The sequence below is a fragment of the Bradyrhizobium sp. BLXBL-03 genome, from assembly GCF_051853015.1.
Taxonomy (GTDB): Bacteria; Pseudomonadota; Alphaproteobacteria; order Rhizobiales; family Xanthobacteraceae; genus Bradyrhizobium; species Bradyrhizobium manausense.
Genome location: NZ_CP182470.1, coordinates 7028439 through 7043324 on the forward strand (window position 1 = coordinate 7028439; position 14886 = coordinate 7043324).

The 14886-nt window shown below is 58.1% G+C and carries 12 protein-coding genes; 5 read left to right on the plus strand and 7 right to left on the minus strand.

The window, feature by feature from the left end; translation table 11 throughout:
• Nucleotides 1-43: 43 nt before the first annotated feature.
• Nucleotides 44-934 (minus strand): nitrogenase iron protein, encoded by an 891-nt coding sequence (nifH, locus tag ACNJX9_RS33545; RefSeq protein ID WP_057741165.1) that lies wholly within the window; start codon nucleotides 932-934, stop codon nucleotides 44-46.
• 387 nt (nucleotides 935-1321) lie between these two features.
• Here nifH and ACNJX9_RS33550 point away from each other — a divergent pair, with 387 nt between their 5' ends.
• Nucleotides 1322-1759, plus strand: a complete 438-nt coding sequence (locus ACNJX9_RS33550; RefSeq protein WP_057748115.1) for a response regulator — start codon at nucleotides 1322-1324, stop codon at nucleotides 1757-1759.
• Nucleotides 1760-2466: 707 nt separating this feature from the next.
• Here ACNJX9_RS33550 and ACNJX9_RS33555 read toward each other — a convergent pair.
• Together ACNJX9_RS33555 and ACNJX9_RS33560 are read right to left on the minus strand one after the other, a co-directional pair.
• Nucleotides 2467-2661: a 4Fe-4S binding protein gene (locus tag ACNJX9_RS33555; RefSeq protein ID WP_083514266.1), complete on the minus strand. Its 195-nt coding sequence runs from the start codon at nucleotides 2659-2661 to the stop codon at nucleotides 2467-2469.
• 455 nt (nucleotides 2662-3116) lie between these two features.
• Nucleotides 3117-3950: an SDR family NAD(P)-dependent oxidoreductase gene (locus tag ACNJX9_RS33560; protein ID WP_439406316.1), complete on the minus strand. Its 834-nt coding sequence runs from the start codon at nucleotides 3948-3950 to the stop codon at nucleotides 3117-3119.
• 764 nt (nucleotides 3951-4714) lie between these two features.
• Here ACNJX9_RS33560 and ACNJX9_RS33565 point away from each other — a divergent pair.
• The 3 genes from ACNJX9_RS33565 (at nucleotide 4715) to ACNJX9_RS33575 (ending at nucleotide 8366) form a co-directional block, all read left to right on the plus strand.
• Complete coding sequence (locus tag ACNJX9_RS33565; protein ID WP_439406317.1) at nucleotides 4715-5164, plus strand: hypothetical protein; 450 nt, start codon at nucleotides 4715-4717, stop codon at nucleotides 5162-5164.
• Nucleotides 5165-5322: 158 nt separating this feature from the next.
• Nucleotides 5323-6192, plus strand: coding sequence for a host specificity protein (locus tag ACNJX9_RS33570; RefSeq protein WP_439406319.1), 870 nt, complete (start codon nucleotides 5323-5325; stop codon nucleotides 6190-6192).
• Nucleotides 6193-7019: 827 nt separating this feature from the next.
• Nucleotides 7020-8366: an IS5 family transposase gene (locus tag ACNJX9_RS33575; RefSeq protein WP_439406320.1), complete on the plus strand. Its 1347-nt coding sequence runs from the start codon at nucleotides 7020-7022 to the stop codon at nucleotides 8364-8366.
• Between the two features lie 76 nt (nucleotides 8367-8442).
• On the opposite strand, the gene ACNJX9_RS33580 is transcribed toward ACNJX9_RS33575, so the two are convergent.
• On the minus strand, nucleotides 8443-8607 hold the full coding sequence (locus ACNJX9_RS33580) for a 6-pyruvoyl trahydropterin synthase family protein (RefSeq protein ID WP_439406321.1): 165 nt from the start codon (nucleotides 8605-8607) through the stop codon (nucleotides 8443-8445).
• 117 nt (nucleotides 8608-8724) lie between these two features.
• Here ACNJX9_RS33580 and ACNJX9_RS33585 point away from each other — a divergent pair, with 117 nt between their 5' ends.
• Nucleotides 8725-9711 (plus strand): pectinesterase family protein, encoded by a 987-nt coding sequence (locus ACNJX9_RS33585; protein WP_439406323.1) that lies wholly within the window; start codon nucleotides 8725-8727, stop codon nucleotides 9709-9711.
• 214 nt (nucleotides 9712-9925) lie between these two features.
• Here ACNJX9_RS33585 and ACNJX9_RS33590 read toward each other — a convergent pair whose 3' ends face one another.
• The 3 genes from ACNJX9_RS33590 to glmS all read right to left on the minus strand — a co-directional run bounded on the left by ACNJX9_RS33590 (nucleotide 9926) and on the right by glmS (nucleotide 14573).
• The gene (locus tag ACNJX9_RS33590; RefSeq protein WP_439406325.1) at nucleotides 9926-10726 is read right to left on the minus strand and encodes a GH12 family glycosyl hydrolase domain-containing protein; all 801 of its coding nucleotides are present in this window, start codon (nucleotides 10724-10726) and stop codon (nucleotides 9926-9928) included.
• A gap of 562 nt (nucleotides 10727-11288) precedes the next feature.
• Nucleotides 11289-12596, minus strand: a complete 1308-nt coding sequence (locus tag ACNJX9_RS33595; RefSeq protein WP_439406326.1) for a glycoside hydrolase family 28 protein — start codon at nucleotides 12594-12596, stop codon at nucleotides 11289-11291.
• Between the two features lie 150 nt (nucleotides 12597-12746).
• The gene (gene glmS / locus ACNJX9_RS33600; RefSeq protein ID WP_439406327.1) at nucleotides 12747-14573 is read right to left on the minus strand and encodes a glutamine--fructose-6-phosphate transaminase (isomerizing); all 1827 of its coding nucleotides are present in this window, start codon (nucleotides 14571-14573) and stop codon (nucleotides 12747-12749) included.
• Nucleotides 14574-14886: the final 313 nt, after the last annotated feature.

Genomic DNA, 14886 nt, shown 5'->3' on the forward strand with positions numbered 1-14886 from the left:
GGACCGACGCTTGGTCCAAACGCACCGAATGTGAGGTCTGAGTTCACGCCGAAAGGGCCGCGAGTTCGGAAGCGGTCTTTCCGACCTGGCTTTCGTCGATTGGCTTCATGATGCCGTGCTCCATCAGCATATCCTCAAGTTCGTCCATGCTGATCGGCGTCGGGATGATGCCCTTGCCGCCATTGTTGTGGACTTTGGACGCGAGATTGCGATAGTGCTCCGCCTGTTTGGAGTCCGGCGCATATTCCAGCACCGTCATGCGGCGTAGCTCGGCATGCTGGACGATGTTGTCACGAGGGACAAAGTAGATCAGCTGGCTGCCGAGCTTCTTGGCGAGCGCTTCCGCCAGCTCCAGCTCCTTGTCGGTCTGCCGCTCATTGCAGATCAAGCCGCCAAGCCGCACGCCGCCGGAATTGGCATACTTCAGAATGCCCTTGGAGATGTTGTTGGCGGCGTACATCGCCATCATCTCGCCAGACATCACGATGTAGATCTCTTGCGCCTTGTTTTCGCGTATCGGCATCGCAAAGCCGCCGCAGACGACGTCGCCGAGCACGTCGTAGGACACGTAATCGATGTCCTCGTAGGCACCGTTCTCTTCCAGGAAGTTAATCGACGTAATGACGCCCCGGCCTGCGCACCCGACGCCTGGTTCCGGACCCCCGGATTCGACGCAGCGGATATCCTTATAACCGACCTTCAAAACGTCCTCGAGCTCGAGATCCTCGACGCTGCCGGCGCTCGCCGCGAGACTCAAGATCGTGTCCTGTGCCTTGGCATGCAGGATCAGGCGGGTCGAATCGGCCTTCGGATCGCAGCCGACGATCAAGATCTTATGACCCATCTCGGCAAGCGCTGCGAGCGTGTTCTGTGATGTGGTCGATTTGCCGATACCGCCCTTGCCGTAAAATGCGATTTGTCTCAGTGACGACATGTTGCTCTCCATCGATCAATTGTGATCTGCGTACTTTCGTAATCCCATCACTCGGCTCGCCGCATTCGCAGCTCGGTGAGATACAAGGGCCGACAGCCGCGCCCTTGCATAACGACTTTTGCAACGAGCGTGCCAGCGCCCGCTCGAAACAAATAACAGTGCAAGTGGAGATAGATACCGGTGGAGGGGCGGCATTGTCGCAAGTCCGACATCGGCAATTTTCGACGTGAGTGGTCGCACTCGCTTGTCTGAAACAAGGCAGACGCTTTGCTTTACGCAACGAACGAATCGACAGTTTCGTTCGCACAGACAGTATCGTTCGCACAGCTGGACAGCTACGGTACGGAGCTTGCTTTGATGCGTATTAATTAATGCACAGAGGGTATCATGCAGTTCGACACCGAGGCTTTTACGAGGAGCGACGGTCCGAGCATTCTCCTGATCGAACCTGAGCAGGTCGTACGTTCCGCGCTCGACTACATCCTACGTGAGCGCTACCAGACACATGCTTTTGCCTCCGTGGATGACGCCATAACGTCGTCAAGGGAAGCTCCCGACGTGGTTCTGGTTGGCATCGCCATCCTGCGGGAGCGAGGAGAGGCAGTCCTGGAAGAGCTTATCAAGGTGTTCGCGAGTCCCAAGATCCTGCTCATAGCGGAGCGGAACTCCGACCCCTTCGTGCAGATAGGACTTGAACGGGGTGCACATGGCGTCATCAGCAATCCGATCTCCTTCAGTTCTGTCTGCGAGGCCGTCAGGATAGCGTTGGGTGCACCGGTCTCCCACGACGGACCATCCGGTCTCATTCCCGTCAGGTTCGATTAAACACGTCTTCCGACGACTTTGGATGGCCCGGTTGCAGTCGACCTGCACGAGCTCACGATGCTCGCGGACGGCTTCGCAATCGACATGAAAACGACGCCCTGTTCATTGGCTCCGCCCTGAGGGTCCGGACCATTGATCCAGGGTTGAAGACCGCTTCGCGCGCAGTTCGTGGGGCTCCAGCATCGCGACTTGGCGGAGGAAAATAGCAAGCTCGTGGGGCTTCCGGATCTGAATCGGCCATGCTTAGCGAGACGAGCGCATTCTTCGGCCTCGCGATGCCGCACTCGATTGTCGGATACTCAACGCGGCGGACCAGCTCGGTCGCGATCAACGAGCGGTAACAGCCCTCCAGGTACCGTGGGGAGAATTCAAGCGAGCTCTCACTCGGTCTCTGGCAACCTCTTAGTCCTTCAAGCCCTTATTGGGATCTATCAGGGCCTCACGGGTTGCGATTGGTCCACGTCAAAGCCGCCGACCCGCTCGACTGTTTGTCGGCCGCTACCATCCACCACTCAGCATGCCAACCGATGTATCGCCTCGCTCTGCCTTCGAGACTGTGCGCCCTATTCGCCGCTGGCCACGACGACGCTGACGCACGCTCTTTCTAAGTTGCCGCAAGCTTGCCACGCCGCTCGACGACGCGGCGGGGATGCGCCGACACTCTTTCCTATTTGATGTTATCTGCGACGATATCTCGATCAACATTGTCAGGCGGGAACGCATGTGTCCTCGACTGGACAGACCGTCGCGCATTTCGGTGTATCGGAATGCCCCTCGCACTCTGTGCACTTTGCCGGATCGATTACATAGATGTCGCGCTTGAGGCTAATCGCGCCGTTCGGACACTCGAACTCACATGCACCGCAAACCGAGCATTGCGAAGCGACGATCTTGTAGGCCATGGATTAAGACTCCTAGGATTAAGCGGTGCGCGACACCTGGCTTTCAAGCCTCGTGCCACACGCGAGAGACCGGAACTCCCGACACCGACTTTGGTAAGTCTGCCGTCGCCGGCAATACCACCTCGAAATTGACAATCGTCTCATCAGAATCGTGTGAATTGGGGTTCTATCTTGAGCGTGTCGTCGATCTGCGAGTGGGCATTTGCGCGCGCCGACGTTGGCTCGGCGGACCTGCCCGCAGCGTCAGCTGCCGCCTTAGGCCGGGAAAATCCGAGGAAGCTTAGACTTTATCGCTTCGTGCCGGGTCTGGCGGGAAACTCATATTTGCATTGTCGGCTTATCGGCACCCTGTTGTCGTCTTCGACGACTCGGCCAGTTTGCGACATTAGACCAGGTACGACCGACATCTCGTCCTGATGAGCGCATCAAAACCGCAGTGAACCGCAGCGGCAGCTTCACACGTGTTGCCCGCCATTGATTGGAACTTCCGCACCTGTGACGTAGCTCGCGGCGCTTGAGCAGAGGAAGAAAATAACCTTCGCGACCTCGTCCGGCGTGCCGACACGGTGTAGCGGTATGATCGGCGCCAACCTCGCTTCAGTTTCCGGTGACAGAATGTCTGTCTTGATCTCGCCCGGCGCGATCGCGTTGACCCGAATGCCGAACGGCGCGTAGTCATGCGCCATCTCGCGCGTAAGGCAGGCGAGCGCCGCCTTAGAGGTGGCATAGGCGGTGCCTGCGAAAGGATGCACGCGAGTGCCTACGATTGACGTGACATTGACGATCGAGCCGGATGCCACTTTCAATTCTTCGAATAGACCTTGCGCAAGTAGAATCGGCGCGACCAAATTGACGTGAAATACGCTCATCCAGGTTCCGATGGATGTTGTCAACGAATTCAGTCGACCGCCATCCGGTGCCTTCGGGGAAATACCTGCATTGTTGACCAGGGCGTGCAACGGCTCTCCATTGAGCCGCGCCTTGATCTCGGCAATCGCGCGCGGCAATGCGTTGTGATCGCTTAGCTCCACCTGCACATGATTGTTGATTCCCGAATCCCATGGACACCGACGGTCATCGAAGGGCTGTCGAGAGCACGAGATGATTCGCCAACCAGCTTCCGAGAACAATTTGCCCGTAGCATGACCGATGCCGCGCGAGGCGCCTGTTAGTACAAGCGTCTTCCTTTCGCCAAGTCGCGCGTGGGACTTGTCGTCGTGAAACGGACAATGCGCCAGATCTGGTTCAGCGGTCTGACCAGCAACACCGTCATCTCCATGAAGGGACAAGCGAGCTCCTTAAGAGTGATCAGATAAGTCGGCATCTTTGGCAGGAAAGTTTGCAATAATTGGGCCACGGCGTTCAACGCACGAAGCGATTCTCTCGTTCGCATGTCGCCTCGCGACATGTTGCTCGGTTTGGAGCAGGTGCCCGTCGCTTTCGAACCAAATTCGGCGTTGAGGTCGGCGTCGTTTGGCGAAGCGGCTGACAAAGACCCGTGTTTTCACCAGAGCTTCCCAGAGTTATAGCGTGTTGCGAAAGGCCGTACGTCAAGGCCCACCAACCACCCCTATGCACTCGATAGGTCTTTTACGCATGCGGCTCGCCAGCAAACCGAGGCGCCCGGCGCACTTTTGCCAGTCGTAAAATGCGCCGGGTCCCGCCTCTGCACCATCAGTACATCCGTGATGATGCTGCTCTGACTGACGCGAGCAGCGTGGCGAAACTTAGGCCGCTAGACCGGCTCCGCATCGACGAGACATCATTTGCGCAATGTTCGAAAGAGCTTGAATCGTACGTAGCGTCAATTTGTACGATTTCGGACTCTGCGTTTGACTCCAACGGCGCCTTGCACGCAAGACTCCGGAAGTTCCGCCATGATTGATGAAGTTGACCCTGAGGTTCGAATTTTCATCGATCAGCTTGCGGATGATCTCATAGCCATTCCCAAATTCCTCATGAGTTAACAATGCGTCCCCTATGTCGAACCGGCGTGTGCTCGGGCATTGGGCCAATGTGCGGAAGAGCCTGTTCGGGGCGAGACGAGACGGATATGGAATACGCCATCGTCAACGCCGCGGGCATCAAGGTGCACCGCCACGGACAAGGCGCAAAAGGAGGACTCAAGGTCAGGCTATCGGCCGTTAAGGGTGGCATGAACACCAAAATCCTGGCCTCACGGATGCGGTCGGCGCTCTCGTGTGTTTCGTGTTGCTGCCCGAATAGAGCTTCGCCATCGTCGGCGTTCCACCATCATCCAAAATGTCGCCATCGACGCACTGATCGCCGCCAAGGCGTTCCGCAGCAATGCATCATCGCCGATCTCGGCGAGCATCGGCGCCAAGGTAGTGATCTCCCGGCACCCACGCCGCGCACAGCCGCGCGCCCGTCGACGAGAAAAGTACACACCACGATCAAAAATATCTTCTGCAGGCTCAAGAATTCAAACACGTCCCGCTGCGCGCAGACAAGCCGATCGACGCTTCGCTGCTATGACCCGTGAGCCGTGCCCCCCACAGAACCTACGCTAGTCGCGGTCGGCAGCAGACGCTCTGCGCCGGCGTGTCAGCTTATGGTCAGTTAAGCTGCGTATCATTGTGCCCAACGCTTGAGCGGCACAAGCGCGTAGCAAGCAACTTTGCCGATAGGAGGGCGAATCTAATGTATAGCCGAATCACTGGCTCATCCAGCCAGTCCACAAGCGCCAGCCAGGCTGATGAAACGAGACGTTCAGAAGACAGCTATCGCTTTGCTGAAACGGTTGCGGGCACGTCGGCGGCGAGGCCGTACTCCCTGGTCGCCGAGCCCCCAATCGATGAGATCGACAGGTCTTCCTTCATGAGAGAAGTAAGAGGATTTATGGGCGGTGACATCAGACACATCGCCGGCAATCCACAAGAGTACTCGCATTTCGTATCCAACAAAGCTGATCGTGCCGCATGGGTTGCTGGGGGTTATGCCAGCACCTACGATAATCCGAACAAGAGGGCGCGTTTCTTCCGCTATCAATTGGGCGACAAAACTGTCGGTCTTCTAAGGTCAGGAGCCGGATTCCCCCTCGAAACGGAAGAGGCCCAGCGGAAATTTCCTGGGCATAGCGACGTCACATCCGTTCTGGACCTTAGGGTTACTCATCCGCTGGTCGAGAACGCAGGCGATATTCTGCTGGAGCATCAGCTTCGGCTCGACGGCGAGCGGCCATTGGTCATGTCGCGTCCTGCCTTAGATGGGATTGAACCCCGTCTAGCGGAGATGGGCTTTGTTCATATGGGTGATATGGGCGATCGGGGTAATAACTGTTGGGGGCTCGATCCCAACCAACATCCCGAGAAATGGACGAAGAACGACGACGGTGAATGGCAGCGAGCCGATAAACCTCCACTGTATCTTTCGAAATCCGAGGGCAACGACACCGATACCGAAGCAGGTAGCGAAGCAAGTAGCGAAGCATACTTGAGTGAAGCAGATTCTTCTGACGACGACCCTTCATGGCACCTCGAGCGCGCCATGAGACAATTGGCCATGGGGTAACAGTTGCAATGACGAGACCGGATTCGAGAGCGATCTGGTTTATCCTCGTTGCCCCCACCTGTAAAAGGTACAGGCCAGGAAGAGGAGCGCGCGCCGCGCGCTCCTCTCCCATTCCACATGTTTGCCGTTGGCGAGCCGTTAGTGCGAACCACCGACCGTGGTTTCGCGAATCGCATCTTGTGCCAACTACCGAATAGGAAAGTTTACTTGCTGCTCGGTCAGCCCAGCGCCTTGCGGTGCAAGCGCTAGTCGGTGATCCAAGTCGGCATGGCTTGATGATTGGCATAATATTGAGGAGGCTGTCTGAAGCAGGGATTCCGGCAATCTCTCCCAAATGTACTGAGATGATGCCGCTGGATTCTGAAATGCGCTCGCCAACCACTGGACGGTATCGCCCAGGCGTCGAAGCTGGCGGTCCCCTGGCGCTTGGTCCGCGATCGATTTTGATCACCGCCAGCGCAGTACGACCGCTCGCCTATCGCCGTTGTTGGACAATCCAGCAGGAGAAAAGCTTAGAGAAGACTGATTTTTCTCATCGTCCGTCATATTCAGCCAAGGCATCAGACGTTTCATAGACCCGAACGGACGAATTCGCAGAACTTTGCGATGCAATCTTTCCCAGATCCAAACCGCGATATTTTCGGCGGTAGAATTATATAGTCGCCCGTGAACAAGCCTCTAAGCGATTGAGCAGGAGTCTGTTTTTTGGATTTGGGGGCGTTTGAGATTGCAGGGATTTGACGCTTGGGCGTAGCAAACCTTGCAAATTCGTTTTTGTAGATTCCCGTTCGCTGTGAACCGTGCTTCTGTGTTGCATCGGAGGGACGATGCGACCGAAGAAGCACAAGACGACAGGATCGAACGATCTGTTCCGGGCGCGGCTGGACCAGATCATCAACATGAACCACGAGCTGGTTCTGCTTGCCGGCAAGATCGATTGGGACTGGATCGACGAGGAGATCGCGCCGCTCTACAGCGAGAACGGCAGGCCGGGGATCGAGACTCGCTTCATGATCGGGCTGTTGTTGCTCAAGCACATTTACGGGCTGTCCGATGAGGGGGTGTGTGAGCGCTGGGTCCACGACCCGTACTTCCAGTTCTTTACCGGCGAAGAGTTTTTCCAGCACGTTTTCCTGCACGAGCGCTCAGACCTGAGCCATTGGCGCAAGCGGCTGGGCGACAAGCTGGAGCGGTTGTTGGCCGAGAGCCTTCGGGTGGCGCACGAGACCGGTGCGTTGCGCAGCCAAGACCTCAAGCGGGTCACGGTCGACACGACCGTGCAGCCGAAGGCCATCAGCTTCCCGACCGATGCCAAACTGCTGCATGCAGCGATCCGGGGGTTGAACCGCCTGGCGAGGAAGCACGGGGTCAGGCTGCGGCAATCCTATGCTCGTGTGGCGAAGGCCGCCGCGATGATGGCGGGTCGTTACGCCCATGCCAAGCAGTTCAACCGGCATCAGCGACAGCTGCGTATCCTGCGCAGCCGGCTGGGCCGGATCATCCGCGACATCCGCCGCAAGACCGAGGGCCAGCCCGCACTGGAGGAGGCATTCGCTCTCCCGCTTGGCCGGGCAACGCAGATCCGTTCGCAGCAGCAGCGCCAGCGCGGCTTCAAGCTTTATTCGTTTCATGCTCCGGAGGTGGAGTGCATTGGCAAGGGCAAGGCCGCCGCGCCTTACGAATTCGGGGTGAAGGCCTCCATCGTCACCAACAATCGCCGGGCTCCCGGTGGCCTGTTCGTGCTGCACGCCAGGTCGCTGCCCGACAACCCATACGACGGTCACACCCTGCGGGACGTCCTTGATCGCACCGAGACACTCACCGGCTGTGCGATCGAGCGGGCTTATGCCGACAAGGGCTACCGCGGCCATGACGCGCAAAACCCCCGCCGCGTCTTTATCTCCGGCCAGAAACGCGGCGTCTTCGGCGCCATCAAGCGCGAGCTGCGCCGCCGCTCCGCCATTGAGCCCATCATCGGACACCTGAAGGCCGAAGGGCACCTCGGCCGGTGCTATCTCAAAGGCCGCGCCGGGGACGCCGCCAACGTTCTCCTCTCTGCCGTCGGACACAATTTCCGCCGCGTCCTCGCCTGGCTCAGAGAACTTCTGTGCCTGTTCCTGATCCCGCTCTGGCGGACACTCAACTGTCCAACTCAGCGCAGTCCCGCTTCTTAACGATCGACTATATAACCTTCGACTTCATTCAGATATCGATGATCAAGTGCATTCACTATTTCGGCCAAAGACTCCTCTACGTCAAAAAATCGATGACGAATCCGGTGGATCGGGTCCACGGGCCCATCAAGCTGCACCTCGATACGAAGGACTGCCCGTGTATGCGGCTGCACCTGTGTGTGGCCGGTACGTTGGGGAGGCGGTGAGCTGCCTCGAACCTGAACGCTTGTGATATCCTCATCCGTCCTCAGATGCTTGCAGTATGTCTGCCTGGGGAAGAGCTGCCTTCATGTAGGACGCAACTACACAAAACGTTTATCAAGTTTGCTATTCCTTCGACAAAGAGTGGGGGACCATTATGCGAATTCTCCTGATTTCCGCCGCCGTTCTGGCCAGATCCTTGCAGCCATCGGAGGCACATGCTGAGCGGCTCTTGGTCTCGCAATCCGGGCACATGGCCTATCGCTCCGTCCAGGAGGCGGTAGATGCACTGCCGGCTCGAGGCGGCGACATTCTGATCGCACCGGGCGTCTATCGCGAGAAGATCAAAATCGGCAAGCCTGGCGTTCACATCAAAGGCACCGGCCAGAGACCGGAGGACACGGTGGTCGTCTACGGCGACGGCGCGATCAAAGTGGGAGGAACCGTTCATTCCGCCACGATGGACGCATCTGGCGATGACTTCCGACTCGATAATCTGACGATACAAAACGACTATTCCTTGGATCCAGACAATCCGCCGTCGCAAGCGGTGGCGCTGTCTATTACCGGAGACAAGGACATTATTACCCGCGTCCGGCTCCTCGGCGCACAGGACACACTATTCGCCAACAAAGGGCCGAACGGCCGAACCGCACGGCAATACTTTTCGGACTGCTACGTCGAGGGCCATGTCGACTATGTATTTGGCAACGCCAAGGCCTATTTCCAACATTGTGAGTTGCACGGCATTGCCAACCAGGCTGTGGTGTATACCGCACAAAGCAAAGACTCGCCGGACGAAGACAGCGCCTATGTTTTCGACCATTGCACCCTGACCGCCGATCCGAGCGCACACGGCATCGCCCTTGGCCGTCCTTGGCGCTCTTATGCTACAGTGATCTTCTTATTCACCCGAATGAATGCGCCGGTGATACCGGAAGGCTGGAGCGAGTGGGATCGCGGTAAGACCAATAGATTGAAGACCGCCTATTATGCCGAATATCAATCCACCGGTATCGGCGCCAACCCCAGAGGACGGGAGCCTTACGCCCATCAGCTAACCGACAGTGAAGCCAAGCAATGGTCGCTCAAAGCGTTCTTCGCTGATGATACGGACTGGTTGCTGAGTTCACCATCAAGATAGGAAACTATGTGGCGTAAACTTGTATTATGTCCACCGCTGCGCCGTTCTGGGTCTGTCACGCCCAGCTCTGCACCGCCTTACGATCTTTTCTTCAGGGTTCGCGAACCGCCTCGCGAACTTCGTCAGCTTCTCGTTCAGCCATAGGCGGCGAGCTGAGGCTCGGTCGGCGTGCCTCAAGGGCATAAGCGCAGATCAGCTCACCGCCCGCAGATCTTCACTTCGAAGTCACGGTCCAGTTGTTGAAATTGAAGTTCTTTCCCCCAGGGGTCGAGGTGATCTCGACGCCGTATTGGACGCTACCAACCTTTATGTCGCCAAAGTAACCCGTCGACTTGATCCACTCCAGAGCACTCTTGATGTCCACTGTGCCGCTGTTGGTTTTCGAAGTGCGAAGCAGTGAGATGACCTTGTGACCGTTGTAGCCTTCAAACACGTTCCAAGTCGCTCCACCTATGTTGACATTGCTGCGGACCGGGATCGCCGCCCCGGAAGCGGCGTAATTATATGAAATGGGCTTAACGTTGCCGCTACCGTCCGGGTTTCCGGTGTAGTTTGTCCAGAGCATTATCTCATACTGCTTTGAGCTGTCCCAGATATCATAAGCGACGTCCCAGGCGCCTCCAGCAGGAACGGTCTGATTGAAGCTCGAGCTCAAAGTGTGGATTGAACTGAGCGGTTTGCCGATATCAAGAGCCTGGTGTGGATAACTCTTGATGCCGCGAGTATTAGGCTGGTTCGACCACACGCCCCACTCGTTGACTGCACCCACCGAAATCGTCTGAGGCCCGGCGCCCGCGCCCCATACGTCGTTATTCCAAGAGTAACCGTCGCGTGAATAGCTCCCGTATGGATCGCTCGAGTGCCAAGCCGAAGCCTTTGCCGATACAGGCGCGGCAGATGATGCTGACTTGGCATCATTCACTGCCTGTTTAAATAGATCATGATTCTCCAGTGTTTGGACGTACCCCGTTAAGGGTTCAGGCGAGCCGGCACCGTTTATCCGATTGGACTCCATAAAGCTCTCCTTTCGGTTCCGAGAAACAGAGTCTCTTGCAGATCCACCCAGCGGGTACCCTAGGTTTGTGGCCAGTTCCTTCTTAGGCAGCATCGATGTCTAGAGACCAGGTTCGAATGCTAGGAAGGTTGGCTTTCGAGAAGCTGACGAAATCGAAAAGAAAAGTGAACCCGGGGCGGGTTCGCGGTCTGGCATGACAGCAGCCTGGCTGAGACAGGGGCAACTTGAGCCTGGTTTGACATCGAACGTCCAATAATGAGTGAGGTGCTCTCATTTCATTTGCTGGAGGTTGCAAATTTGGTGGCTGCTTCCAAGTTCAGCAGGTCGGCGGCAATCCTATCGTCGGCGACCAGAGCCTCTCTATTCAACTGAAATGGACAGTCGAGGGGGGCTACCTGCGGTCTGCGGGCGCAAAATCTGACAAGGAGCCGAAGCTGGAAAATTCAGCCAAACATATCCCGCGAGGCGGGCGGACGGACGGCACCGGCTAAGCCAGCCGTGCTCAGAGAGCTCGCGACCTGATCGGTCATGAGCCGTACCTAACAAGAGGCGATAGATTCTATCAGGGCCCGATGCTGTTCGCAGACTCGCTGGGTGCTTTTGAGAACGCCTTTGCACAAACTTCCCACGCATCAGACGGCACTTGGCCGTGCCCGCCCCGCAGAGGCGGCGACACCGCTGAAACCACCACATTTGCATTTTCCACCTGCCAAGTCGCGCTATCGGAGAAATACACATCCTCCAACGCAATCTCAAGCGGATGGATTAGATCAAGCCCGTGCATCACCAGCGCACCACCGCCGCCACGCACGTGACGCAGAACGATCTGTCGGTAGACCGGCAGTTTGTCGCCGTGCGCCTGGGGATTATAGCGTGTATCGAAATAGATAGGCCATCGGTTGCCGCGAAGGCACACATCATCATAGGTGACTCTCTCCACAAGGCCACCTCGGCTGACATCGCTTTTAATACGCAAGCCAGACGTCGTGCCGTCCAGGGTCAGGCCATGCACCAGTATATCGCTGACACCAGAGCTAACCTCGCTGCCAATCGACATGCCATGCCCCCACCCGAAGTAATTGTCTATAATGGAAATATAGCGGGCGGGACCATTGCTTCCGGCTTTGATCGCCACATTGTCATCTCCCGTACGGATCTGACAGTGAGCAATGGTCACATCTTGGCTGGCGCCCGGATCGATGCCGTCTGTATTGCGGGCGTCGGCCGGTGTATCGATTGTGATCCCCCAAAAGGTGGCACCTTCGACCCTGTTCATCGCGACGTGGAAATTGGGCGCATTACGCAGTGTAATGCCGTGAAAGGCAATGTCCTGGGCATCGTCGATCTGGATGAGGCGAGGTACGTTCTGGTTTCCGCCCTCACTTTGCGCGCGCCGCGCCAATTGCCACCAACTCTCACCGGTGCCGACCATGAGCGCGCCGCCCTGGCCGTCGATGATGCCATCGCCGTAGATGCCGCCTCCCAGTGTTTTGGAAAAGCTAATAAATGGGCGACAGCCATCGCCTTTGCCTCCGATACGCCCACAATTTCCTAAGCCTTTGTCATAAGCTTTCGGCTGTGCAAGAGCGACAAGCGTGGCGCCGCGTTCGATCCATAGCGTTACGCCAGATTTCATCTCGATGGGACCCGACTTGAAGATCCCGTTTGCCAAGTAGACGGCCGAGCCAAGGGGACAGTGAGCAATGGCGTCTTGCAGACTATCCGTGACGTTTTCACTCGACGGCGCCAGCCGAGCGCAGACATGATGAGGTGCAACGGGCTCGGTGACAGGGCGGCGATCCTTGGCTTGTGCGAGGCCCACTGTGGCAAGAATCGAGACCAAAGCCAAAAAATGCAAACGGACCAACATGAACAACTCTCAATTCTGGCGGCTCACCAACGTTTGCCAACCTACTGCGAATCCAAATCCAAGTTGCCGTAGGATTCGTTATCCAAGAGCCAGAATGGACCGCCCGACAACCACAAGGACACAGAAGTGATCGCCTCCGTTCCCTCTTCCTCACTCGACGGTCACCGACTTGGCGAGGTTGCGCGGCTGGTCGACATCGGCGCCTATCACCACCGCCGTGTGGTAGGCCAAAAGTTGTACAGGCACAGCATACACCATCGGCGTGAAGGCCGCCGGCATGTCGGGCATGACGATGGTGACGAGAGAATCGACCGTCGCTTCGGCCGCGCCCTTGGCGTCCGTCATCAGGATGATGTTGCCGCCGCGGGCGACAACTTCCTGCATGTTGGAGACGGTCTTTTCGAACACCCGATCGTTGGGTGCAATGACGACGACCGGCGTGGTCTCGTCGATGAGCGCGATCGGCCCGTGCTTGAGCTCACCGGCGGCATAACCCTCAGCATGGATATAGGAGATCTCCTTCAACTTCAGCGCCCCTTCGAGCGCTAGCGGGAAGCTCGTGCCGCGGCCGAGATAGAGCACGTCGCGCGACTTGGCGATCCTGTGCGCGAGCTTCTCGATCTGCAATTCGGTGCTGAGCGCGTCTGCCATCAGGCGCGGGATCTCGACCAGGCCGTGCACGAGCCTGGTCTCGTCCTCTTCCGACAATTGGCCGCGCGCCTTGCCGGCCGCGATCGCGACCGAGGCAAGCACCATGAGCTGGCAGGTGAAGGCCTTGGTCGAGGCGACGCCGATCTCGGGTCCCGCCAGTGTCTGCAGCACGGTCTCGCTCTCGCGCGCAATCGTCGAGGTCGGCACGTTGACGACCGCGATCGTGTGCGCGCCCTCGGCCTTGGCATAGCGCAGCGCCGCCAGCGTGTCGGCGGTCTCGCCCGATTGCGAGATGAAGATGGCGAGATCGCCCTTGCGCAGGGGTGCCTCGCGGTAGCGGAATTCGGAGGCGACATCGACCTCGACCGGTAGGCGCGCGAAGCGCTCGAACCAGTATTTGGCGACGAGCCCGGCATAGCTCGCGGTGCCGCAAGCGGTGAGGTTGATGCGCTGGATGTTCTTGAAGTCGAACGGCAGCTTGACCGGCAGCGCGACGCGCTCGGTGGCCATATCGACGTAGCGTGCCAGTGTGTGGCCGACCACCTCCGGTTGCTCGTGGATCTCCTTGGCCATGAAGTGGCGGTAATTGGCCTTGTCAACCAGCGAGGTCGAAGCCGCGTGGCTGATCTTCCCGCGCTGGACCGCATGGCCGTCCTTGTCGAAGATCGCAACGCTGTTGCGGGTCAGCACGACCCAGTCGCCGTCCTCAAGATAGCTGATCGTGTTGGTGAACGGGCCAAGCGCGATGGCGTCGGAGCCGAGATACATCTCGCCGTCGCCATAGCCGATCGCGAGCGGCGGCCCGTTGCGGGCGCCGATCATCAGATCGCCCTCGCCTGCGAAGATAAAGCCGAGCGCGAACGCGCCGCGCAGCCGGCTCAAGGCGTGCTTCACAGCCTCGACCGGCTTGTTGCCACGCGCGAGCAGGTCGTCGACCAGATGCAGCACGATTTCAGTGTCGGTCTCGGTGCGGAACACCGCGCCCTTCGCCTCGAGCTCCTCGCGCAGCTCGCGGAAATTCTCGATGATGCCGTTATGGACCACCGCGACGCGCTCGGTGGCGTGCGGATGGGCATTGTGCTCGGTCGGCTTGCCGTGAGTGGCCCAGCGGGTGTGGCCGATACCGGTCGTCCCCTTGAGCGGCTTGTCGTGCAGCCGCGCTTCGAGGTTCTTCAGCTTGCCGTCGGCGCGGCGGCGCTCCAGGTGATTGCCTTCGAGCGTGGCAACCCCCGCGGAGTCGTAGCCTCGATACTCAAGCCGCTTGAGCGAATCCACCAATTGCTCTGCAACCGGTTCGCGCCCGAGAATTCCGACAATCCCGCACATACGGCTCAATATCCCCCAACTCTTGGAGCAATCATTCGCAAATCTGCTCCACTGTTCTGCAATGCTCGATCGCCTGCCCTAACGCTGTAACGTTTAGCTCGGCGCTTTCTGGTGTGCACTTACGCATGAGGCCGCTTCAGCAGTTCCGGTTCGCCGAGCCGCATTGCGACCTTGACGAGCACGATCGAACACCAGAACGCTACCGCAGCAAAGGAAACGACAGTTCCAAGATTGCTCAGATATTCTTGCGGTAGCCTATCGATGCTCCACTTGATCGCGAGCCAATGCGCGCCCGATCTCTTCTGTTGGTAAC

Bases quoted from the DNA above. Each gene is read 5' to 3' on its own strand.
- nifH (WP_057741165.1), bottom strand. From the start codon at position 934: ATGTCGTCACTGAGACAAATCGCATTTTACGGCAAGGGCGGTATCGGC.
- ACNJX9_RS33550 (WP_057748115.1), top strand. From the start codon at position 1,322: ATGCAGTTCGACACCGAGGCTTTTACGAGGAGCGACGGTCCGAGCATT.
- ACNJX9_RS33555 (WP_083514266.1), bottom strand. From the start codon at position 2,661: ATGGCCTACAAGATCGTCGCTTCGCAATGCTCGGTTTGCGGTGCATGT.
- ACNJX9_RS33565 (WP_439406317.1), top strand. From the start codon at position 4,715: ATGGAATACGCCATCGTCAACGCCGCGGGCATCAAGGTGCACCGCCAC.
- ACNJX9_RS33570 (WP_439406319.1), top strand. From the start codon at position 5,323: ATGTATAGCCGAATCACTGGCTCATCCAGCCAGTCCACAAGCGCCAGC.
- ACNJX9_RS33575 (WP_439406320.1), top strand. From the start codon at position 7,020: ATGCGACCGAAGAAGCACAAGACGACAGGATCGAACGATCTGTTCCGG.
- ACNJX9_RS33580 (WP_439406321.1), bottom strand. From the start codon at position 8,607: ATGAGGATATCACAAGCGTTCAGGTTCGAGGCAGCTCACCGCCTCCCC.
- ACNJX9_RS33585 (WP_439406323.1), top strand. From the start codon at position 8,725: ATGCGAATTCTCCTGATTTCCGCCGCCGTTCTGGCCAGATCCTTGCAG.
- ACNJX9_RS33590 (WP_439406325.1), bottom strand. From the start codon at position 10,726: ATGGAGTCCAATCGGATAAACGGTGCCGGCTCGCCTGAACCCTTAACG.
- ACNJX9_RS33595 (WP_439406326.1), bottom strand. From the start codon at position 12,596: ATGTTGGTCCGTTTGCATTTTTTGGCTTTGGTCTCGATTCTTGCCACA.
- glmS (WP_439406327.1), bottom strand. From the start codon at position 14,573: ATGTGCGGGATTGTCGGAATTCTCGGGCGCGAACCGGTTGCAGAGCAA.